Annotated in this window: 24 protein-coding genes and 2 tRNA genes; 20 read left to right on the plus strand and 6 right to left on the minus strand. The window is 69.4% G+C overall.

Annotated elements, in window-relative coordinates:
* Positions 1 to 110: 110 nt before the first annotated feature.
* The 14 genes from murA (at position 111) to QO010_RS01810 (ending at position 11363) form a co-directional block, all read left to right on the plus strand.
* Positions 111 to 1406, plus strand: a complete 1296-nt coding sequence (gene murA / locus QO010_RS01745) for a UDP-N-acetylglucosamine 1-carboxyvinyltransferase (RefSeq protein ID WP_307345114.1) — start codon at positions 111 to 113, stop codon at positions 1404 to 1406.
* Positions 1406 to 1828: a DUF2948 family protein gene (locus QO010_RS01750; protein WP_307345117.1), complete on the plus strand. Its 423-nt coding sequence runs from the start codon at positions 1406 to 1408 to the stop codon at positions 1826 to 1828. Before murA ends, QO010_RS01750 begins: the two co-directional genes overlap by 1 nt.
* Positions 1829 to 1941: 113 nt before the next feature.
* Positions 1942 to 3414 (plus strand): FAD-dependent monooxygenase, encoded by a 1473-nt coding sequence (locus tag QO010_RS01755; RefSeq protein ID WP_307345120.1) that lies wholly within the window; start codon positions 1942 to 1944, stop codon positions 3412 to 3414.
* 95 nt (positions 3415 to 3509) lie between these two features.
* Complete coding sequence (hisD, locus tag QO010_RS01760) at positions 3510 to 4790, plus strand: histidinol dehydrogenase (RefSeq protein ID WP_307345123.1); 1281 nt, start codon at positions 3510 to 3512, stop codon at positions 4788 to 4790.
* Complete coding sequence (locus QO010_RS01765) at positions 4787 to 5263, plus strand: UPF0262 family protein (protein WP_307345126.1); 477 nt, start codon at positions 4787 to 4789, stop codon at positions 5261 to 5263. The genes hisD and QO010_RS01765 overlap by 4 nt, the downstream gene beginning before the upstream one ends.
* Positions 5264 to 5266: 3 nt before the next feature.
* Positions 5267 to 5719 (plus strand): arsenate-mycothiol transferase ArsC, encoded by a 453-nt coding sequence (locus tag QO010_RS01770; protein WP_307345129.1) that lies wholly within the window; start codon positions 5267 to 5269, stop codon positions 5717 to 5719.
* 226 nt (positions 5720 to 5945) lie between these two features.
* Positions 5946 to 6818: an SDR family NAD(P)-dependent oxidoreductase gene (locus tag QO010_RS01775; RefSeq protein WP_307345132.1), complete on the plus strand. Its 873-nt coding sequence runs from the start codon at positions 5946 to 5948 to the stop codon at positions 6816 to 6818.
* Positions 6815 to 7390, plus strand: coding sequence for a Maf family protein (locus tag QO010_RS01780; RefSeq protein ID WP_307345135.1), 576 nt, complete (start codon positions 6815 to 6817; stop codon positions 7388 to 7390). The genes QO010_RS01775 and QO010_RS01780 overlap by 4 nt, the downstream gene beginning before the upstream one ends.
* Positions 7387 to 8400, plus strand: a complete 1014-nt coding sequence (locus QO010_RS01785) for a ribonuclease E/G (RefSeq protein ID WP_307345138.1) — start codon at positions 7387 to 7389, stop codon at positions 8398 to 8400. The genes QO010_RS01780 and QO010_RS01785 overlap by 4 nt, the downstream gene beginning before the upstream one ends.
* An 8-nt stretch (positions 8401 to 8408) precedes the next feature.
* The gene (gene yacG / locus QO010_RS01790) at positions 8409 to 8564 is read left to right on the plus strand and encodes a DNA gyrase inhibitor YacG (RefSeq protein WP_307347040.1); all 156 of its coding nucleotides are present in this window, start codon (positions 8409 to 8411) and stop codon (positions 8562 to 8564) included.
* Between the two features lie 102 nt (positions 8565 to 8666).
* A tRNA-Phe gene (locus QO010_RS01795) sits at positions 8667 to 8742 on the plus strand.
* A 528-nt stretch (positions 8743 to 9270) separates the two neighbouring features.
* The gene (gene exbB / locus QO010_RS01800) at positions 9271 to 10176 is read left to right on the plus strand and encodes a tonB-system energizer ExbB (RefSeq protein WP_307345141.1); all 906 of its coding nucleotides are present in this window, start codon (positions 9271 to 9273) and stop codon (positions 10174 to 10176) included.
* A 5-nt stretch (positions 10177 to 10181) separates the two neighbouring features.
* Complete coding sequence (locus tag QO010_RS01805) at positions 10182 to 10634, plus strand: biopolymer transporter ExbD (protein WP_307345144.1); 453 nt, start codon at positions 10182 to 10184, stop codon at positions 10632 to 10634.
* A gap of 3 nt (positions 10635 to 10637) precedes the next feature.
* Positions 10638 to 11363 (plus strand): energy transducer TonB, encoded by a 726-nt coding sequence (locus tag QO010_RS01810; protein ID WP_307345146.1) that lies wholly within the window; start codon positions 10638 to 10640, stop codon positions 11361 to 11363.
* Positions 11364 to 11464: 101 nt separating this feature from the next.
* Here the strand turns inward: QO010_RS01810 and QO010_RS01815 are convergent, their stop codons facing one another.
* Positions 11465 to 12352 (minus strand): alpha/beta fold hydrolase, encoded by an 888-nt coding sequence (locus tag QO010_RS01815; protein WP_307345150.1) that lies wholly within the window; start codon positions 12350 to 12352, stop codon positions 11465 to 11467.
* Positions 12353 to 12449: 97 nt separating this feature from the next.
* Between QO010_RS01815 and QO010_RS01820 the strand changes: the two genes are divergently transcribed.
* Both QO010_RS01820 and QO010_RS01825 read left to right on the plus strand, forming a co-directional pair.
* Positions 12450 to 12526, plus strand: a tRNA-His gene (locus QO010_RS01820).
* A gap of 157 nt (positions 12527 to 12683) precedes the next feature.
* The gene (locus QO010_RS01825) at positions 12684 to 15896 is read left to right on the plus strand and encodes a hypothetical protein (protein WP_307345152.1); all 3213 of its coding nucleotides are present in this window, start codon (positions 12684 to 12686) and stop codon (positions 15894 to 15896) included.
* Here the strand turns inward: QO010_RS01825 and QO010_RS01830 are convergent.
* The 3 genes from QO010_RS01830 to QO010_RS01840 form a co-directional block, all read right to left on the minus strand.
* Positions 15853 to 16098: a hypothetical protein gene (locus tag QO010_RS01830; RefSeq protein ID WP_307345154.1), complete on the minus strand. Its 246-nt coding sequence runs from the start codon at positions 16096 to 16098 to the stop codon at positions 15853 to 15855. The two genes, QO010_RS01825 and QO010_RS01830, sit on opposite strands and share 44 nt — an antisense overlap.
* Positions 16098 to 16394 (minus strand): hypothetical protein, encoded by a 297-nt coding sequence (locus tag QO010_RS01835; RefSeq protein WP_307345157.1) that lies wholly within the window; start codon positions 16392 to 16394, stop codon positions 16098 to 16100. Before QO010_RS01835 ends, QO010_RS01830 begins: the two co-directional genes overlap by 1 nt.
* A gap of 91 nt (positions 16395 to 16485) precedes the next feature.
* Complete coding sequence (locus QO010_RS01840) at positions 16486 to 17094, minus strand: S24 family peptidase (RefSeq protein ID WP_307345159.1); 609 nt, start codon at positions 17092 to 17094, stop codon at positions 16486 to 16488.
* A gap of 127 nt (positions 17095 to 17221) precedes the next feature.
* On the opposite strand from QO010_RS01840, the gene QO010_RS01845 reads away from it, so the two are divergent.
* The 3 genes from QO010_RS01845 (at position 17222) to QO010_RS01855 (ending at position 18691) form a co-directional block, all read left to right on the plus strand.
* Positions 17222 to 17788: a GcrA family cell cycle regulator gene (locus tag QO010_RS01845; protein WP_307345162.1), complete on the plus strand. Its 567-nt coding sequence runs from the start codon at positions 17222 to 17224 to the stop codon at positions 17786 to 17788.
* Complete coding sequence (locus tag QO010_RS01850) at positions 17785 to 18042, plus strand: hypothetical protein (protein ID WP_307345164.1); 258 nt, start codon at positions 17785 to 17787, stop codon at positions 18040 to 18042. Before QO010_RS01845 ends, QO010_RS01850 begins: the two co-directional genes overlap by 4 nt.
* A gap of 67 nt (positions 18043 to 18109) precedes the next feature.
* A complete protein-coding gene (locus tag QO010_RS01855; RefSeq protein WP_307345166.1) occupies positions 18110 to 18691 on the plus strand; it encodes a hypothetical protein in 582 nt (193 codons plus the stop codon).
* Positions 18692 to 18694: 3 nt separating this feature from the next.
* On the opposite strand, the gene QO010_RS01860 is transcribed toward QO010_RS01855, so the two are convergent.
* Positions 18695 to 19546, minus strand: coding sequence for a hypothetical protein (locus tag QO010_RS01860; RefSeq protein ID WP_307345168.1), 852 nt, complete (start codon positions 19544 to 19546; stop codon positions 18695 to 18697).
* Between the two features lie 43 nt (positions 19547 to 19589).
* Positions 19590 to 20681 carry a winged helix-turn-helix domain-containing protein gene (locus tag QO010_RS01865; RefSeq protein WP_307345172.1) on the minus strand — a complete coding sequence of 364 codons (1092 nt, stop codon included), beginning with the start codon at positions 20679 to 20681 and terminating at the stop codon, positions 19590 to 19592.
* A 106-nt stretch (positions 20682 to 20787) separates the two neighbouring features.
* On the opposite strand from QO010_RS01865, the gene QO010_RS01870 reads away from it, so the two are divergent.
* Positions 20788 to 21354, plus strand: coding sequence for a hypothetical protein (locus tag QO010_RS01870; RefSeq protein WP_307345175.1), 567 nt, complete (start codon positions 20788 to 20790; stop codon positions 21352 to 21354).
* Positions 21355 to 21415 lie beyond the last annotated feature (61 nt).

Below are 21415 nucleotides of genomic sequence, written 5' to 3' on the forward strand. Positions count from 1 at the left end.
CGTCCCTCTTGCGCTGGATAGAAGCCGCGCCTCACATAGGCTTCCGCCGGGACAGGGACAGACCGGCGGATTTCCCCACACGCCCGGACCCAGAGCAAGAAGCCCCTCGAATGGACCGTATCGCCATTGTCGGCGGCGGCCGGCTGAACGGAGAAATCCCGATCAGCGGCGCCAAGAATTCCGCCATCAAGCTGATGGCCGCCAGCCTGCTGACCGACCAGCCGGTCCGTCTGACCAACATGCCGCGCCTGGCCGACACCAGGTTCCTGGGCAAGCTGCTGCAGCGGCTGGGAACCTCGGTCGTCGAAAGCGACGGGCCGGACGGGCCCGAGACCCTGTTGCACACGCCCGAGATCGTCTCGTCGATCGCCCCCTACGACCTGGTCCGCCAGATGCGGGCCAGCTTCAACGTGCTGGGGCCGCTGATCGCCCGGACCGGTCACGCCAAGGTCTCGCTGCCGGGCGGCTGCGCCATCGGCGGGCGGCCGGTCGATCTGCATCTCAAGGCGCTGGAGGCCCTGGGCGCGCGCATCGACATGCATGAGGGCTATGTCTACGCCCAGGCTCCGCGCGGGCTGAAGGGCGCGGAGATCGAGTTTCCGATGGTGTCGGTCGGCGCCACCGAGCACGCCCTGATGGCCGCCGTGCTGGCCAGGGGCGAGACGGTGCTGAAGAACGCCGCCTGCGAGCCCGAGATCGACGACCTGGCCGAGTGCCTGATCAAGATGGGGGCCAGGATCGAGGGGGCGGGAACCCCGACCATCCTCATCCAGGGCGTCAGCCGCCTGGAGGGCGTGACCCACAGCGTCATCCCCGATCGCATCGAGACCGGCACCTTCGCCGTGGCCGCGGCCATGGCCGGCGGCGAGGTCAGGCTGACCCGCACCCGCGCCCACCTGATCGACGCCCTGATCGAGAAACTGGAAGAGGCCGGGGCCGATATCGAGCGAACCAACGACGGCCTGATCGTCCGCCGCAACGGCGCGCGGCTGAAGGCGGTCGACATCGAGACCGCCCCTTATCCCGGCTTCGCCACCGACCTGCAGGCCCAGTTCATGGCGCTGATGTCGCTGGCCGAGGGTGAGAGCGTCTTCAAGGAGACCATCTTCGAGAACCGCTTCATGCACGCCGCCGAGCTGTCCAGGCTGGGAGCCGACATCACCGTCAGCGGTCGCGAGGCGCGGGTGCGCGGGGTCGAGCGGCTGGAGGGGGCGCCGGTCATGGCGACGGACCTGCGGGCCTCGGTCGGGCTGGTGATCGCCGGGCTGGTGGCGCGGGGCGAGACAACGGTCTCCAGGGTCTATCACCTGGACCGCGGCTTCGAGCGGCTGGAGGAGAAGCTCAGCGCCTGCGGCGCCGATATCCGCCGGATCCAGGGGCCGGAAGGCGTCGAAGAGACCGAGTGATGCACAAGCCTGAACCGATCCGGCTGATCGCGCTGGACGAGGACGACCTGAAGCTCATTTCCTCGATGCTGCAGGACGCGGTGACGACGATCGGCGATATCCGCTTCGAGGCGGCGGCGCGGCGGCTGACCGTCACGCTGAACCGCTACCGCTGGGAGGCGCCCGGAGAGCGGGTGCGCTGCGGGTTGCAGCTGGGCGGCGTGATGAGCGTGCAGTCGCGGCGCTTGCGGCGCGAGGCGCGGCGGGCGGTGGTGGAGCTACTCGCGCTGAGCTTTGAACCGGGCGAGGCGCCGGGGGGGACGGTGGTGTTCACCTTCGCTGGCGGCGGGGACCTGCGGGCCAGCGTGGAGTGCGTGGACGCGGTGCTGGCGGATCTGACCGCGCCCTGGCCAACGCCGCGAACGCCGGGGCATGAGGACTGATTGGGCCTCCCGCCTGACCTGGAGATGGGGCTGAACTAATAAAGTTCAAGAATTGCCCCGCCGCGAATTATTCTTAGGTTTCCGAGCCCTCAGCGACAGCCAAGGGAGCGGATATGACGGACGTCTTGATCGTGGGCGCGGGCCCGAGCGGGCTGATGCTGGCGGCCGAACTGGCCCTGGCGGGAGTGGATGTGGGCATCGTCGAGCGGCGGACCAGCCAGGCGCTGGCCGGCTCGCGGGCCGGGGGGCTGCATGCGCGGACGCTGGAGGCGTTGGACCAGCGCGGCGTCGTCGAGCGGTTCCTGGCGGAGGGACAGACGTCCCAGGCCACCGGTTTCGCTCTGATCCACCTGGACATGAGCGACTTTCCGACCCGGCACAACTACACCCTGGGCCTGTGGCAGAACCATGTGGAACGCCTGCTGGCCGAGTGGGTGGAGGAACTGGGCGTTCCGATCCATCGCGGCCAGGAGGTCATGGGCTTCACCCAGGACGACGATGGGGTCGATCTCAGCCTGGGGGATGGTCGGACGCTGCGGGCGCAGTACCTGGTTGGGTGCGACGGCGGGCGCAGCGTGGTCCGCAAGGCGGCGGGCATCGACTTCCCCGGCTGGGACCCGACCAGCAGCAGCCTGATCGCCGAGGTCGAAATGGCGGTCCAGCCGGAACTGGGCATGCGCCGGGACGCCCTGGGCGTCCACGGTCTGGGCCGGGTGGACTACCAGATCAAGGACGGCGAGATCGTCTACGCCGATACGGGGCCGGTGCGGGTCATGGTCACCGAGGCCCGGGTGGAGACCCGCGATCCCACTCTGGCCGACCTCAGCGCCGCGCTGATCGCCGTCTGGGGGACCGACTTCGGGGCCCACAGCCCGACATTCATCTCGCGGTTCAGCGACATGAGCCGGCAGGCGGCGACCTACCGCCAGGGCCGGGTGCTGCTGGCCGGCGACGCGGCGCATGTGCATTCGCCGGATGGCGGCATGGGTCTCAACACCGGGGTGCAGGATGCCGTGAACCTGGGCTGGAAGCTGGCCCAGGTGGTCAAGGGGGTCTCGCCCGACAGCCTGCTCGACACCTATCACGCCGAGCGCCACCCGGTCGGAGCCCGGGTGCTGCGCAAGACCATGGCCTCGGTGGCGTTGCGCCGGCAGGACGAACGCACGGTGGCCCTGCGCGAGACCGTGGCCGAGCTGCTGGGCCTGGACGCGGCCCGCAAGAGCATGGCCGGCACGCTGTCGGGCCTGGATATCCGCTACGACCTGGGCGAGGGGCACCCGCTGCTGGGGCGGCGGATGCCGGACCTGGCGCTGGAGGGTGGGTCGCGGGTGTACAGCCTGCTGCACGAGGCGCGGCCGGTGCTGCTGAACCTGGACGAGGGCGAGCTGGACATCGGGCCGTGGGCGGATCGGGTGCGGTCGGTGCGGGGCCGGTACGACGGAGTGTGGGAGCTGCCGGTGCTGGGGGCGGTGAGCGCGCCGGCCGCCGTGCTGATCCGGCCGGACGGGTATGTGGCCTGGGTGGGGGAGGGCGGTGACGCGGGGCTTGCCGAGGCGCTGACCACTTGGTTCGGGCCGCCGGCCTGAAACCGCCCACGCCGATTGAACACTCCGGGATGGGGTAGGCGTGGGGAGGATTCGCCTTTCGCCTGCCTGCCCGGATGCGCTAAGGCCGGGGCGACATGCGCCGGTTTCATCACGACAGCCCCGACTTCGCCGAGACCTTCGCCGCGTTCCTGGAGGAGCGGCGGGGGTCGCCCGCCGATGTGGACGCAGCCGCCGCCGAGGTGTTGGCCAATGTGAAGGCGCGGGGGCTGGAGGCGGTGCTGGAGTATACGCGCCGGTTTGATCGGGTCGAGCTGACGGAGGCGACGATCCGGGTCAGCGAAGCCGAGATCGACGCCGGCGTCGCGGCCTGTCCCGAGGATGTGCTGGCGGCCATCGACCTCGCCGCCGCTCGGATCGCCGACTACCACGCCCGCCAGCGGCCCGCCGACCAGGCGTGGACCGACAGTCTGGGCGTCAAGCTGGGCTGGCGGTGGACAGCGCTGGAGTCTGTCGGGGTCTATGTGCCGGGCGGGCGGGCGGCCTATCCGTCCACGGTGCTGATGAACTGCGTGCCGGCCAGGGCGGCGGGGGTCGAGCGGGTGGCCATGGTGACCCCGCCCGGGCGACTGGAGCCGGCGGTGCTGGCGGCGGCGCGGGCGGCCGGAGTCACTGAAATCTGGCGGATTGGCGGAGCGCAGGCTGTGGCGGCGTTGGCCTACGGGGCGGGCCCGATCCGGCCGGTCGACAAGATCGTCGGGCCGGGCAACGCCTATGTGACGGCGGCCAAGCGGCGGCTCTACGGCGTGGTCGGGATCGATGCGCTGGCGGGGCCGTCTGAGATCGCGGTGGTGGCCGACCGAGCCAACGACCCGGACTGGATTGCCGCCGATTTGCTGAGCCAGGCGGAACACGACCCTGCTGCGCAGTCGATCCTGATCACTGACGATGAGGTCTTCGCGGCGGCGGTCGAGACAGCCATCGAGGGGCAACTGAAGACTCTGGCCACCGGCGAGGATGCGGCCGCGTCCTGGCGCGATCACGGAGCTGTGGTGATCGCGCCGCTGGACGCGAGCCCGGGGCTGGTCGACCTGATCGCGCCTGAGCACGTCGAGTTCGCGGTCGACAATCCGCGGACCCTGGGCGACCGGGTGCGGCATGCCGGGGCCATCTTCCTGGGACGACACACGCCCGAGGCCATCGGCGACTACATCGCCGGCTCCAACCATGTGCTGCCGACCAGCCGGGCGGCGCGGTTCCAGTCGGGGCTGTCGCTGTTCGACTTCCTCAAGCGGACGTCGATCGTCGAGTGCGACCCGGCCTCGTTCGCCGAACTGGGCCCTGCGGTGGTGGCGCTGGCCGAGGCGGAGGGTTTGCCGGCCCATGCCCGCTCGGCGGCGATGCGGCTGAATCGATGACCGACGAGCGCTCAAGGCACCGGCTGGAGAGTGTCGTCCTCGACGAGGATTCGCTGGGGGCCATTTCGCGCGACCAGGAGCAGGAGCGGCAGACCGCCATTTTCGACCTGACCGAGCAGAACTATTTCCAGCCGGAGGGGGCCGAGAGCGGGCCGTACGCGCTGGAAATCGCCCTGATCGAGAACCGCTTGGCGCTGCACATCACCGGGCCCGGCTATGACCACACCCATCTGCTCTCGCTGTCGCCGTTCCGGACGGTGATCAAGGACTATTTCGAGATCTGCGCCAGCTATTACGAGGCTATCCGGGGCGCCACGCCCCAGAAGATCGAGACCCTGGATATGGGCCGGCGCGGCCTGCACAACGAGGGCTCGAGTCTGCTGCAGGCGCGCCTGGCCGGCAAGATCGCCACCGACCTGGAGACCGCCCGGCGCCTCTTCACCCTGATCTGCGCGCTGCACTGGCGAGGCTGAGGCGTGGCGCTTCCCGGCGCGGTGCTGTTCGCCTGCACCTTCAATCGGGTCCGATCGCCGATGGCCGAGGCGCTGATGAAGCTGACCTTCGGGACGCGGGTGTTCGTGGATTCGTGCGGGCTGCGGCGCCAGCCGGGGGAGAGCGAGATCGACCCGTTCGCCTGGGCGGCCATGGACGAACTGGGGGCGGACCTGACGGGGTTCAGGCCCAAGACCTTCGGCGACCTGGAGGATGACAGTTTCGACCTGGTGATTTCCTTGAGCCCCGAGGCGCAGCACCGAGCGGTGGAGCTGGCGCGGGGGCGGGCGGTGGATATCGAATACTGGCCGACCATGGACCCGACCCTGGTGCAGGGATCTCGAGAGCAGGTGATGGAGGCGTACCGGGCGGTGCGGGACGGGCTGGAGGCCCGGATCCGTGAGCGGTTTGGGCGGACGGAAACGTTTGGGGGGTAAAAGCCCTTCCCCCGCTGGCGGGGGAAGTGGGCCGACAGCGAAGCTGGAGGGTCGTTGGGGGCCCTTACGGCGTCGGCCGGCGCACCGGACTCTCCTGCAAGGACCCCCAACGACCTTCGATGCCGCGCCTCTCAGGCCACTTCCCCCGCCAGCGGGGGAAGGGCTAGAGTCCCGTGGCGGGCCTTGAGTCTCCGCGCCTTCCCATTCCAGCAAGGAACCTAAGTCCATGACCTCTGGACCCGCTGTCGTCGTCACCGGGGCTTCGACCGGCATCGGCAGGGCCTGCGTCGCCAAGGCGGCCGCCGCCGGGGCGCACGTGTTCGCCGGGGTGCGCAAGCAGGCGGATGCGGATTCGCTGAAGGCCGAGTTCGGGGACCGGGTGACCCCACTGCTGTTCGACGTCACCGACGCCAAGGCGGTGCAGGCGGCCGCCGACACGGTCGGTAAGGCGTTGGGTGGCAAGAAGCTGATGGGGCTGGTCAACAACGCTGGGGTCGCGACGCCCGGGCCGCTGCTCTATCTGTCGGCCGACGAGCTGCGCCAACAGTTCGAGGTCAACTTCATCGGGGTGCACACCGTCACCCAGGCCTTCACCCCGCTGCTGGGCGCCGAGCCCGACCGCACCGGGCCGCCCGGGCGGATCGTGATGATCAGCTCGGTGGGCGGCGAGAACGGCTCGCCGTTCGTAGGGGCCTATTCGGCGTCCAAGCATGCGTTGGAGGGCTACAGCCAGAGCCTGCGGCGCGAGCTGATGCTGTTCGGGATCGACGTCATCGTGGTGGCGCCGGGCGCCATCGCCACCCCGATCTGGAGCAAGGGCAGCGACGATTCCCTGCTCGAGCGCTACGCCAACACCCCCTTCCACGCCGCCGTGAGCAGGGTGCGGGACTATATGCTGTCGAGCGGGGCCAAGGGGCTCAAGCCCGAGGCGGTGGGCGAGCTGGTCTGGCACTGCCTGACCGACGGCCATCCCAAGACCCGCTATCGCATCATGCGTAACCAGCTGACCGAATGGACCCTGCCGCGGATGATCCTGGGCCATCGCGGCCTGGACCGGGTGATGGCCTCGCGGCTCGGGCTGAAGCCGGGCCAGCGATGAAGGCGCCTTTGATTCTCGCCAGCGCCAGCCCGCGCCGGCTGCAGCTGTTGGCCCAGGTCGGGGTGGTCCCCGACGCAGTCGAGCCGGCCGACATCGACGAGACGCCCGGCAAGGACGAGACGCCTCGGCTGCTGGCCCTGCGGCTAGCCAAGGGCAAGGCGGCGGTCGTGGCCGCACGGCATCCGGAGGCCTTCGTGCTGGGGGCCGACACCCTGGTGGCGGTGGGCCGGCGGATTTTGAACAAGCCGGCCGACGAAACCGAGGCGCGGGCGATGCTGTCGCTGCTGTCGGGACGCTCGCACCGGGTGCTGACCGGGGTGGCGGTGTTCGCGCCGGGCGGGCGGGTCGCGACGCGGCTCTCCGAGACGCGGCTCAAGTTCAAGCGGCTGACCGACCAGGAGCTGGACGGCTTCATCGCCTCGGAGGACTGGCGGGACGCGGCGGGGGGCTACAAAATCCATATGCGGGCCGGGGCGTTCGTCACCGACCTGTCGGGCAGTTTCACGGCGGTGGTGGGGTTGCCGCTGTATGAGACGCTGGGGTTGCTGACAGGGCTGGGGTGGCGGGCATGACCCGCAAGCTTTTCCTCGACCGGGGCATCGGCCAGACGCGCGGCGTCGTCACCCTGGATGGCCGGCCGGAATACCTGCTGATCGAGCGGGACGGGGGCGACCCGGCCACGACGCTCGGCGCGGTGGGCGTGGGGCGGGTGCGCAAGGTGGAGCGGGCCTTCGCCAGCGCCTTTGTCGAGCTGGCCGGCGGGGCCGAGGGGTTGCTGCCGCTCAAGCCCGAGATGGAGCGGATCGTCGAGGGCCAGGCCGTCACGGTGGCGATCAAGAGCGAACCGCGCGCCGGCAAGGCAGCCACGCTCAGCCTGGTTGGACCAGGGGAGGGGGCGCCGCGGGTGACCTCGCCGGCGCTGGGCATCGCCGCGGAGCTGCGGGCCATCGGCAAGACCGATACGATCACCGAGGGACCGGCGGCGCGGCGGGCGGCGGATCTGGCCGAGGCGCAGGCGCTGGAGACGGTGCATGGCCTGCCCGGCGGCGGCTCGATCGCCATCGAGACGACGCGGGCCCTGACGGCGGTCGATGTCGATCTGGGCGAGCGGCCCGGCCACGAGGCCAAGCGGGCGGCGCGGGCGGCCAATCTGGCGGCGCTCTCGGAAGCGGCGCGACTGCTGCGGCTCAAGGGCCTGGGCGGGCTGGTGGTGTTCGACCTGGTCGGGCGGGGGCATGACGGCACGGCGCTGCTCAACGCCGCCCGGGTGGCGTTCGGGCCGGACAATCCGGGCGTCGCCATCGGGGCGATCAGCCGGTTCGGGACCATGGAGCTGACCGTGCCGCGCCGGCGGGCCCCGGTGCTGGAGATTCTGCGGGAGGATTCGACCCGGGCCCTGGCGCTGGCGCGGGCCCTGGAGGCGGCCGATCCGGGGGCGCGGCTGACAGCGCGATGCTCGCCGGGCGTGGCGGCGGCGTTCAAAACCTTCGAGGCGGCGGTTGCCGATAAGCTGGGCGCGCGTTTTGTGGTGGAGGCGCGGGGAGACTACGCGCCGGAGCGGTTCGAGGTGTTTGCGTCGTGAGTGAGCCCCTGAAGGTGAAATGCCCGATCTGCGGCAAGCCGGCCGTGCAGGAATTCCGGCCGTTCTGCTCGAAGCGGTGCGCGGACGTGGACCTGCACCGGTGGCTGGGCGGGAGCTATGTGATTCCCGGCATGGAAGGGGAGGCGGAGGGGGAGGAGGAGTGAAAACTCCTTCCCCGGGGAAGGGCTTGATTGAGGCGCTGGACTTGCCCTTCGCCCTCCCTTATAGACGCGGCTCCCGCGAGCGCGGGGTTTGCGAAGCGCTTCGCCTGGGTAGCTCAGTTGGTAGAGCAGCGGATTGAAAATCCGCGTGTCGGTGGTTCGAATCCGCCCCCAGGCACCACTTCGGCGCCGCTCCTTTCAAGTCACCCCAGGTCGTCTCAGGCGCAGGCCGCCGCTTGAATCATGACCATCCGGCGCCTATTTCGAAAAGACCCCTGTTCGGCCAGGTATTGTGCACCGCACCATTCACTTTCCCCAGGGAAGGGAAAAACCTTCCAGACTTCCGCTAATTCAGATTGTGCACCGCAATATAACTGCTGATTAGCCCCTGTTTTGGGGAAGGCAGTTCGCAGCAACACCCCTTGACGATGCGAAAAGGGGTTGCCAAAGGACGCCAACCGCAAGTCTAACTTAGCGGATGGATTCAGCCTTCCTTAGGAGGGCTGAGTTCAATTGCGCCTTCAAATCGCCACCCGAGAGCCCGTTAAGGTTTTTTAGTGGCGCGTTGGGTCCCGGCGCAGCGAAAGCGGTTCTGGTGCGTTAGCCCGAAGCTCGGGCTTGCTCGCCGGGTTATTAACTGGGTGGAGACGCTCTCGCGCGACGACCCTTTCGGTCCATAAGTGCTAGACCAAGCAGGAACTGGCGACAGATGCTCGACAAACAACGAATTCCCTTCATTGCTATGCTCGGCGCGATGGCGCTGATGACTAGCGCGCCTGCGTTCGCGCAGACCCCTCCCGCCGCCGACGCCGCCGCTCCGGCCGCTGCTGGCGCTCCCGCTGCCGACGCCGCTCCCGCGGCGCCGGCCGCCGACGCTCCCGCTGCTCCCGCCGCCGACAAGGCGCCGGTCCAGCTCGACAACAAGGGCGGCAAGCTGAACCCCTGGACCATGTTCCTCGACGCCAAGGTCGTCGTGAAGGTGGTCATGGTGGGCCTGGTGCTGGCCTCGGTTTTCTCCTGGACCCTGCTGATCACCAAGATGCTCGAGTTCGGCGCGCTGAACCGCAAATCGAATGACTTCGTGGAAGCTTTCCGCGGGGCCAAGTCGATCGGCGACATGGGCCGTATCGCCATGAGCGACGAGTTCGAAGGCAACCCGCTGGCCGACATGGCCGGGGCGGCTGCCCAGGAAGTCGAGATGTCCAAGCAGGCCGGTCTGGCCGTCAGCGGCGCTCACCGCGAATCGACCATCTCCCGGGCCCAGACGGCCGTGTCGGCGGTGCAGTCCTCGCTGTCCAAGCGCCTCTCGAGCGGCATGCAGTTCCTGGCCTCGGTCGGCTCCAACGGCCCGTTCATCGGTCTGTTCGGCACCGTCTACGGCATCATGGACTCGTTCATCGGCATCGCGAACACCAACACGACCAACCTGGCCGTCGTCGCTCCCGGCATCGCCGAAGCGCTGCTGGCCACCGGTCTGGGCCTGTTCGCCGCCATCCCCGCCGTGGTGTTCTATAACTACTTCCAGACCCGCATCTCCGCCTATGGCACGCGGTCGGACGGCTTCACGGCTGAACTGATGAACGCCATTTCGCGGCAGCTCGACAAGGGGCAGTAACAAACATGGCCGCCAAAATCGCAGGGCCCGGCGGCGAAAGCAGATACCAGGTCGAACAGAACGCCGACATCAACGTTACGCCCTTCGTGGACGTCATGCTGGTGCTTCTGATCATCTTCATGGTGGCTGCGCCGTTGGCTACGGTTTCGGTCGAGCTGAAGCTGCCCGATGCGGTGGCCAAACCTCACCCGAACCCGCCCAAGCCGGTCTACATCTCTATTCAGGCCGGCGGGTCGTACTATGTCGGTGACAGGCCAACGACGCTTGCCGACATCGGCGACGATGTCAAAGCCGCCACCGGCACCCGTGACCCGTCCAAGGAGCGGATCTTCATCCGCGCCGACAAACAGGTTCGCTACGGGGACTTCATGAAGGTGATGAACGCGTTGCAGGATGCCAACTTCTACAGCGTGGCCCTGGTCGGGACCGATACCTCGGGTCCGGGAAAGGGTAAGTGACGCATGGCTGACGCTATCCAAGACGGCGCTCGTCCGCATCACAACCCCTTCGACGGGCCGCAGCAAAAGGGCCTTGGCCGAGGCTTCATCCTCGCGCTGGTGGTGATCGTTCTGTTGCACGTAGGCCTTGTGGCCTATCTGGCGACGACGAAGTTCATCATGACGGAGAAGAACTACGCCGACGAGAAGCTTGACGTGAAAACGATCAAGCCGCCGCCGCCGCCGCCTCCTCCGCCGCCGCCCCCCCCGCCGACCTCGGCGCCGCCGCCGCCGCCGGCGGTGATTCAGCCCAGGCCGCCAGTGGCGGTGCCGCCGGACCTGCCCCAGCCGCCGCCGATCCGCGTCGACCCGGTGCCGGAGCCTCGGCCCCAGCCGCCGGTCGCGCCGGTAGCCGCCCCGCCGCCCCCGCCTGAAAAGCCGCGGGCGTCGGTGATCACCAACCCCGACTGGGCTCGCCGCCCGAACGGGGACGACGTGGCCAAATACTACCCGGAGCGGGCTCAGCGCCTCAACCAGGGTGGCAAGGCGGTCCTGTCGTGCTCGGTGACCGCCAAGGGCACGCTGGAAAACTGCTCGGTGGTGTCGGAAACGCCCGCCGACGCGGAATTCGGCAGCGCGGCCCTGCGTATGGCCAAGCTGTTCCGGATGAAGCCGAAGACCCTCGACGGCTCGCCCGTCGAAGGCGGCACGGTCCGGGTGCCGATCGTGTTCCAGCCGCCGAGCGACTAGCTCGAGGCCAGGAGCCGAAGAAACCGAACGCCCCGGAGGGAAACCTCCGGGGCGTTTTGGTGTTCAGGCGCGCGCCGATCACATCCTGGCCCGGGTTCTCCCTAGCCGACCAGCCCCTTGTCCCGCAGCCACCCCTCCAGGGCCGTGTTCACCGCCTCCGGAGCCTCCTGCTGGACCCAGTGCGAAACGCCCGGGAAGCGCCGCAGCGTGAAGTCGGTGACCAGACCCTCGTAGCCCTCGGTCAATTCCAGCCCCAGCGCGGCGTCCTCCTCGCCCCAGAGCATCAGGGTGGGGGTCTCGATGACAGCGGCCTTGCCCGGGCCCCAGCGGGCCATCGTGGCGACATTGGCGCGGTAGTAGTTGATCATGGCGGTCATCGCCCCGGGGATCAGGGCGTTGCGCCGATAGTGGTCGGTGACTTCCGGCGGGAAGCGGCTCTTGTCGACGGCCATGCCGGTGAAGGCCCTGGCGACCGCCTCGGCGTTGCGGGCGGTCATGGCGGCCTCGGGGATGCCGGGCAGCTGGAAGAAGGCGATATACCAGGACTTCTTCCACTGGGCCGCGTTGCCCCGCATGGCCGCCAGGAAGACGCTGGGATGAGGGACGTTCATGATGACCAGGCCGTCCAGGGGCCGCGCCTTCTCGATGGCGAAGCCCCAGGCGATAGCCGCCCCCCAGTCATGGGCGACCAGCAGCCGGCGTTTGGCCCCCAGCGCATCGAACAGCCCAGCTGCGTCGGCGATCAGGTGCTCGATGCGATAGGCGGCCTTGTCGCGCGGGCGGCTCGACTGCCCATAGCCCCGCAGATCCGGCGCCACGGCCCGCCAGCCCAGCGATGCCAGCAGCGGCAGCTGATAGCGCCAGCTGTAGCGGCTCTCGGGGAAGCCGTGCAGGAACAGGGCGACGTCATCGCCCCCGCCGCACTCGTCGACCATGAAGCTTTGGCCATTGGCCTGGACGAGACGGCTGGTGATGGCTGGGTCGCTCATGGGGCGAAGGGTGAGACCCTGACGCAGCGGCACGCAAGCTGTTGATGACTTGATCCAAAAGCCGGGGCAGACTAAACCCTGCCCCTCGCAGCGATGCGCCGCCTTAGCTCAGTTGGTTAGAGCGCCAGATTGTGGCTCTGGAGGTCCTCAGTTCGAACCTGAGAGGTGGTACCATCGCCAAGCCCGAACGCCCGCCGCAAGGCGGGCGTTTTGCGTTGGGGGCCGGCTCCCCGTACGCGCGAAAACCGGCCCAGTTTTTTGCACTGCCGGGCCGCCGCATTTCCTGAAACTAGAAAGGCTGCACCCAGTTTGGGGCGGCGAGGATTTGCGGATGCCTTTCAACCCTTTCGACCCCTTCGGCGGGGGGCCGACCCAACCGACGTTCAGCCTGGCGGCGATCGACGGAACCAACGGCGCCAACATCACCTTCAGCGGCTCGACCAACGAGGACGCGGGGGTCAGCGTCGCCCTGGCCGGCGACCTCAACGGCGATGGCTATGCCGACTTCATCATCGGCGTTCCCGGGGCCTATGGCGTGGGCAATACCCGGCCGGGGGCGGCCTATGTGGTGTTCGGCTCGGCCAGCGGGCTGCCGGCCAACCTCAACCTGGCCAGCCTGGACGGGACCAATGGCTTCCGCATCGACGGCCAGACCGTCATCGCCAGCACCGACTACCTGGGCTTCTCGGTCGCTTCGGCGGGGGACCTGAACCATGACGGCTATGACGACCTGATCGTCGGCGCGCCGTTCGCCGACGCCACGGTCTATAACGAGGACATGGGCGCGGGCTATGTGATCTTCGGCCACGCCGGGGCGTTCGGGGCGGTGCTCAACGTCGCCGACCTGAACGGAACCAACGGTTTCCGGATGGGCGGGATCAACACCACCGACCACCTCGGCTATTCGGTGGCCGGCATCGGCGACATCAACGGCGACGGCATGGACGACGTGCTGATCAGCGCCCAGGGCCTGGATCCCCAGAGCCGGACCTATGCGGGCGGCGCCTATGTGGTGTTCGGGACGGCGGCCGGCTTTGGCGCCAACCTCTCGCTGGCCGGGCTGGACGGGACCAACGGGTTCCGGGTCGACGGGGCGGCGTCGTTCGACTTCGGCGGCTTCCGCGTCTCCGGGGCCGGCGACTTCAATAACGACGGCTATGACGACTTCCTGTTCGGGGCCCGGCTGACCGACCCGAACGGAATCACCCAGGCGGGGACCGTCTACCTGGTCTATGGCCATGGCGGCGCCTTCAACCCCAGCTTCGACCTGGCGGGCATCGACGGGACCAACGGCGTGGCCTTCGACGGGGCCAGCTCCCTGGACCAGCTGGACGTCGTCGCCGCGGCCGGGGACATCAACGGCGACGGGTTTGCCGACATCGTCATCGGCTCGAACAATGTCTATATCGGCGGGGTGCGGACGGGGGCGGCCTATGTGGTGTTCGGCTCGGCCAGCGGCCTGCCGGCCCATGTCGATGTCAGCACGCTGGACGGGACCAACGGGTTTCGGCTCAGCGAAGGCGCGGCTAACAGCCTCCTGGGCGGCGCCGTGGCCTCGGCCGGGGACTTCAACGGCGACGGGTTCGACGACCTGATCCTGGGCGACCCCTACGCCTCCGGCGGGGGCGTTACGGGCGGAGCGGTGTGGATCGTGTTCGGCAAGGCCGGCGGCTTCAGCGCCGTGCTCGACCTCAGCACGGTGCAGGGGAGCAGCGGCCAGCGCATCGACGGCAACCATGGGGGCGGCAAGGCCGGCGTCTCGGTGGCGGGCCTGGGCGACATCAACCACGACGGCTTCGACGATGTGCTGATCGGCCGGCGAGGCGACCCGACCACGGCCACCATTGTCTATGGCCACGCCACGGTGGCGGCCCCGATCACCCAGACCGGCACCAGCGGCGCCGACACCCTGACCGGCGACGCCGCCGCCGACAGCCTGTCGGGCGGCGACGGCAATGACACGCTGAACGGCATGGCCGGGGCCGACGCCCTGACCGGCGGAACGGGCGACGATACCTACTATGTCGACAATGCCGGCGACACGACGGTGGAAGCCGGCGGCGAGGGCTATGACACCGTGCGCTCGACCATCGCCTGGACGCTGGCGGGCAATGTCGAGGCGCTGGTCTTGGAGGGCTCGGCCGACATCAACGGGACCGGCAACGCCGACAACAATGTCATTACCGGCAACGGCGGCGCCAACACGCTGGACGGCGGCGACGGCGCCGACACCTTGAACGGCGGGGCGGGCATCGACAGCCTGCTGGGGGGCAACGGCGTGGACCTGCTCTATGGCGGCGACGGCGTGGACACCCTCGACGGCGGGGCCAACGGAGACCTGCTCGACGGCGGGATCGGCGCCGACGCCATGACCGGCGGCAGCGGGGACGACACCTATTATGTCGACGACCTGGGCGACACGGCGGTCGAGGCCGGCGGGCAGGGGACCGATGTCGTCCACGCCGCGCTGAGCTGGGTGCTGGGGGCCAATCTCGAGACCCTGATCCTGGATGGCTCGGCCAATATCGACGGGACCGGCAACACCGGCGCCAACACCCTGATGGGCAACGCCGGGGCCAATACCCTGAACGGGGCCGACGGCGACGACCTTGTCAAGGGTGGCGACGGCAACGACAGCCTGATCGGCGGCAACGGCAACGACATGCTGGTCGGCGGCAATGGGACCGACGACCTGGACGGGTCGGGCGACAACGACATCCTCAACGGCGGGGTGGGCGATGACACCCTCTATGGCGGCTCGGGCAATGACCAGCTGGATGGCGGGGCCGACAATGACACGCTGAACGGCGGGATCGGGGCCGACACACTGACCGGCGGGGCTGGGACCGACATCCTGAACGGCGGCGACGGCAACGACGTGCTGGACGGTGGGACGGGCGCGGACGCCATGGCCGGGGGATTGGGCGACGACAGCTTCTATGTCGACGACCTGGGCGACACCGCTACGGAGAACAGCGGCGAGGGGATCGACATCGTTCGCACGATGGTCAGCTTCACCCTGTCGGCCAATATCGAGAACCTGATCCTGGACGGGGCGGCCGACACCAGCGGGATCGGCAACGGCCTAGCCAACACCATGACCGGAAACGGCGGGGCCAACACCCTGGACGGTCTGGCTGGAGATGACATCCTCAAGGGCCTGGGCGGCAATGATGTCATCATCGGGGGGACCGGCGCCGATATCCTGGTCGGCGGGACGGGGGCGGACACCTTCGTGGTGCGCCAGGAGTCGGTGATCCAGAGCCATCTGGGCGGGATGCTTGAGGTCGACACCGTCAACGACCTGATCGCCGCCCAGAGCGACAAACTGGACCTCTCGGCCATCGACGCCGACAGCACGACGGCGGGCGACCAAGCCTTCACCCTGGTGGGTGCGTTCACCAGTCATGCCGGCGAGATGACCCTGGTGTTCGGCGGCGGGATCACGACGCTGCAGCTGGATGTCGATGGCGACGGGGCGGCGGACTATCGGATGAAGATCACCGGGGATGTGCATCTGGATAGCGGGGGGTGGTTGCTGTAGGCGGCGGGGGAAGTGCCTGGAGCTGCATCTCCGCCGCCGCCCCGAACGCCGCGCTCAGGGTGTTGGCCGCCTCCAGGCATTGCAGGTCGGCGTCATGGGCCAGGTTGCCGGCGCGTTCGGGGGAATGCGCCTGGCGGGCTGCCTCCACCAGCGAGAGGGCGTGGGTGAGTTGAGCGTGGGCCTGGGTGAGGAGCTCGCGCATCAGGCGGCCTGCTGGCGGTTGGAGGGGCCGGCGATGTGGAAGGCTCGGCCTGACAGGTTTAGCCAGCCTTGTTGGACGACGTGGCCCAGGCCGGAGAGGCAAAAGCGCCAGCCGTCGCGGCTGTAGTCGTAGCGGTATTTGGGGCCCTGGTAGTCGGTGCTGTCGGTCCAGAACACGCAGCCGTAGTCGGGGTGGGGGCGGCGGTCGCGGGTCAGGCGGTAGCCGGTCTCGTAGGGGGCGGGCTCGGCATGGGTCACCGGCCGGCCAACCGGCTGGGCCGTGGCGGGGATGGGCATGATGGGTCCTCTCGGGGCGAGAGGAATTATATACGTAATTACGTAGTATTCAAGTGGGAGTTACGGCGTTACGTGATTTTTCCTCGCGCGCTCAAACCTCCGCGATCACCAGCCGCACCCGGCCGATCACGCTCCAGTCCTCGTCGGACTTGGGAAAGATGGTTTCGAACTCTTCGGTGGATTCCGGCTCGAGCCTTGTCGGGTCGGCGCCGCCGTAGCGTTTGAAGGTGGTCTGGCCGCGGTGGTTGAAAATGTAGCGGCGGCCGCGGATCGGCTCGCGGTCGGCGCGGTTGACGATGATCAGGGCGCCGTCCTGGGCGATGCGGTTCATCGAGACGCCCCGCACCCGGGTGCCGAAATAGTCGCCAGGCTCCAGGCCGCTGATCTCGATGGTCTCGCTCTCCAGTTCGATCGGCTCGTCGGGATCCGACAGCTTGCCGGCCGCCACCCAGGAGATCACCGGAATGGCCCGCGAGGAGGCGTCCGCGCCGCCGAAGATCACCGCGGCGCTGGAACCGTAGGCGGCGGTGATCTTCTCCTCGGTCTCGCCTTTGAGGCTCTGGGTCGAGCCCTGCACGAACGAGGCGAGGGTGGTGTAGGTGACGCCGGACCGGGCCGACACCTGGGCGGTGTTGGTTCCTTGTTCGGCCATCCAGGCCTTGAAGGCCCGGGCGCGCTGGCTTGGTTGCTTGCTTCCCATGGCTCTCACAATGCCGCAATCTACGGCAATCCGTAATTACGGTGTTTCGTATTTCCGCTTGCAAATAGATACGTAATTCCGTAATCCTTGAGTCCTGCCCAGGCCGGGCGGCATCAGGGAAATCGCCATGAGTGAGTGGTCGCAGGAGCGCGTGGAGGCGCTGAAACGGGGCTTTGCGGCGGGGCTCAGCTTCGCCCGGATCGCCCGGGAAATCGGCGGTGGGGTGACCCGCAACGCCTGTATCGGCAAGGCCACGCGCATGGGCCTGGAGCGCAGCCGCGACAAGGCGGCCTTCCACCAACTGGCCAGCAAGGTCGGCACGGCCAATCACAAGGCGGTGGAGGCGGGCAGGGAACGGCTGAAGGCCCCGCCGGTAGCGCGGGCCACGGCCCAGAACAATGGCTTCAACTTCCGCGGGGCGCATGTGCAACCGGCTGGGTTGCGGGCGCTGGCGGCGTTCGACGAGCGGGCTTTTGAAGGCCTGCAGGGCGGGGTGGCTATGGCGGAGGTCGAACGCCATCACTGCCGCTGGCCGTTCGGCGATCCCGAGCGGCGGGACTTCCGCTTCTGCGGGGCCCGCAAGGCGCGGGGCTCGTACTGCTCGGCCCATGCGGCCATCGCCTTCCCGGTTCCGCCCGAACAGATCCTGGCCGAGGCCCAGGCGTTGGAGCGGCTGTTCGGGAGGGTGTCATGACGGTGGTGGTGCTGAAGGCCGGCCGGCGCGAGCCTCGCGACCTGGCGGCGCGCGATGCGGCGCTGGACGCGGTCTGCGGCCCGGTGCGCTGCGCCGGCGACAAGGTCCGGCGCGAGGCCATGGCCCGGCGGGTGCTGCGCTATGCGGCCATGGCGCTGGCGGCCCAGATCGGAGCGCGAGAGGCGGCGCGGCACCTGGACTCGCTGGCGGGGCGGATGCTGGCCCAGGCGGCCAACGAACGTCCCGGGGACTGAACTACGCGCCCAGCAGGGCTCTTCCGCGCTTGCGCGCGCTGCTTCCCAATTCAGTGAAAGGACAGCTATGTCACGGAAAAGAAAGCTGAAACCCAAGTCTCCGGCCGAGATCGCCGCCGAGCGGCTCTCGCGCAGAGCCCGGGATTTCGAGGCGGTGGGGCTGGCGGCCTCGGCCGCCGCCCTGGCCAGCAACGATGCGGTCGACGTGCGCCGCGAGGGCCGCACCCACACCCTGGGCGCCCGCCGGCTGGACGCTTTCGAGGCCCTGCGCGAGGGTATGGCGGCGGGCGCCTACGACGCCGTCCGCCGGCTGGAGCGCGACCTGACCATCCGGGCGGGCGAGCACGACCGGGGCCGGGCCATGGTCCGGGTCGACTGCGACATGGGGCTGGGGCCGGGGCGGACCGACCAGATGCTGGCGGCCGGCCAGCGGGTCGACGCGGTGCTGGGGCGGATCGGCCGGCGCGACGGCTGGCTGCTGCTCGAACTGCTGCGGCCGACGCCGGAGACCCGGATCGCGCTGCCGACCTGGCGGGCGGTGGTGGCCCATATCACCGGCGAGGAAAACGACCGGGGCCAGGCGGCTATCGTGCGGAACATCTGCGCCAACCTGGCGGAGGCCTATGCGTGGCGGGAGCGGGCGGCTTGAGCCTCACCATCGGTAGAGGCCGCCGTCCAGGCGATAGCCGTAGTCGAACTCGGTTTCGCCAACCGGCTGGCCCAGCGCCGCCAGGGCGCGGTAGGTGGTGGGCAGGCGGCCGGCGCCGGTCATGGTCCAGGTCGGGGCGCGGCACTGCTCCTGCACATGGCCGCTGAAGCCGACCACCTCGAAAGTCGGGGCGCCGCCGGCGGGGCTGAAGATGGTCTGGTAGCTGACCCTGGCCGACCAGTCGGGGCGCTCGGGTTGGCCGTCGAGGCGGCAGGTAACCCTGACGGTCACGCCAGGGGCCTGGAGGGACGCGCTCAGCCGCCCGCCCGGGCCGCGGAGCAGGCGGATGCGGGCGGGATCAGCCGGATAGCCTCTGGCCCGCATGGCGCCGGCCAGCTTCGGCTCGGAGACCCAGCTCTCCAGCGCCACCAGCCGCCCGCCCTTCAGGCGCGGATCGATGGTGGCGGCGGTCGGGGTCGCCCAGGCGTACCAGACCGCCATGATCCCATCGGCCCCATGCCGGTCCCTGACGCCGTCATAGTCCATCGGGCTGGCGATGATCTCGAAGAAACTGCGCACCCAGCCGCCCCGCTCCGGATGGGCCCGCAGGTAGGCGGCGGCCTCGGGGTCGCGCGCGGCAATCTCGTCGATCGTGCGAAACCGCACGCCCGGCGGCAGGCGGTCCTGCATTCCGGCCGGGTCGAAGATGAAAAAGAGGACGACCTCGCTGGCCGGCCCCATGCGTGAGCGGCTGATGGCGCCGTCGGGCAGTTGGGCGGCGGGCGACTGGGCGGCAGGCGACTGGGCGGCAGGCGCGGCGGCGAGCAGGGCGGCGGTAATCAGCAGTCGGTGCATGGGTGGCCTCCGGCTGGGGATACGGAGGCTCGGGGCGGGCGGATCAGGGGAGATGCTCCTCCCAGGCGGCGTCGGCGAAGACGATCTTCCGCCAGGCTCCGGATCTCGACCGCACCAGCCTCATCGCCCCCACCACGCAGACCGTGAAAAGCCCGCCCTCCAGGCTGGCGGTCAGGTCCTGAACGACCGGACCGAAGCTGGGCTCGCCGATCAGGGCGCCGAGGCGGGCGAGGTCCAGGTGGGAGGCGGGGAACTGCTGCGCCAGGAGGGCCAGGCTGCCGCCCATCAGGCGACCACCGGTGAGGGCCAGGGCCGCGCCGGCGGCCAGGCCAATGAGGGCGGCAACGGTTACCGCCAGACGCAGGCCGAGGCGGCCGGCCAGCCAGACGGCGAGGCCCACGCCGCCGCCCAGGATCAGACCCTCAGTCGCGCCGGTGATGTCGCCGGGCGAGACGCCGAACAGCAGCTCGAAGGCGTCCAGGCCCAGCAGCTTGACCACCGCCCCGATCATGAAGCCGCCCAGAGCGCCGCCGACGATGCGCCGCCAACCGGGTGGCCCCAACTGGTCGGCCGCACCGATCCCCAGGCCGACCGCCGCCCCGCCGACCGCGCCGAGCAGCGCGGTGATGGCGATGAGGACCAGCAGCACCGAGATGGCGCCCATGCCGGCCTGCGCCCCGGCCAGGCCATAGAACAGCCCGCCGAACACGCCTGCGACGGCGCCGCCCAGCGCGCCGGCCACGCCGGTGCGGACGGCCTCACGCCGGGACCGACGAGCGGGGGTGGAGGTTTCGCCCTCGGCCTCGCCGACTTCGCCAATCTCCTGAACTGCCGCGATAAAGCGATAGCCGTGCTTGGGGACGGTTTCGATGAAGCGGGGGCGGGCGGCGTCGTCGCCCAGCTGGCGGCGGATGGTGCGGATACACTGGGTCAGGGCCTCGTCGGTGACCGGGACGCCACGCCAGACCGCCTCAAGGAAGTGCTCCTTGGTGACCAGCCTGCCGTGCTCGCCGACCAGCAGGGCCAGGGCGTCGAGATAGCGTGCGTTGAGCTCGACCGGGGCGCCGTCGCGGGTGAGGCGGCGGTCGGCGGGGTCGAGGACGAAGCGGTCGAAGTGAAAGCGGCCGGGGGTCAATTTTTCAGCGGCGCCTCAGATGTTGCTCATGCCGCTCAGGGGCGGATGGGCCAGGGTGGCAGCCTCACGCATGAAGGGCGGCAAGGCAATGACGACAAAAGCGGAAATGAACGGACAGGGCAGCGGGCGAGGTTTTGGCGCAACGCCGTGGCGGGTGCTGGTCTGGGGCGCCCTGGCGGCGCTGCTGGCCTTGCCGCTGGTCGCCATGCAGTTCACCCGCGAGGTGCAGTGGACCGGGTTCGACTTCCTGGTGATGGGAGCGATGCTGGGCCTGGTCGGGGCGGGCTATGAGGCGGCGGTGCGGCTGTCGGGGAACATCGCCTATCAGGTGGGGTTCGGGCTGGCGGTCGTGGGGGCCTTCCTGCTGGTGTGGATGAACCTGGCGGCGGGCATCATCGGCTCGGAGGACAACTCGGCCAACCTGATGTTCGCCGGCGTGCTGGCCGTTGGGGCCGTCGGCGCATTGCTCGGGCGGCTGCAGGCGCGGGGCATGGCGCGGGCCATGGTCGCCATGGCGGTGGTCCAGGCGGGCGTGGCGGTGGTGGCGGTGGCGCTGGACCTGGGGGCGGGCGAGCCCGGCTGGCCGCGAAACATCATCGGGCTGACGGCGGGGTTCGTCGGGTTGTGGCTGGTGTCGGCCTGGCTGTTTTGGCGGACGGCTAAGGCGGCTTAGGCGGCTTAGGCCGGGCGATCCGGCGTCGTGGGCAGGGCCCAATGCCGCCCACAGCGGTTGG

Origin of the sequence: Caulobacter ginsengisoli, from assembly GCF_030814835.1 — a bacterium.
GTDB lineage: Bacteria > Pseudomonadota > Alphaproteobacteria > Caulobacterales > Caulobacteraceae > Caulobacter > Caulobacter ginsengisoli.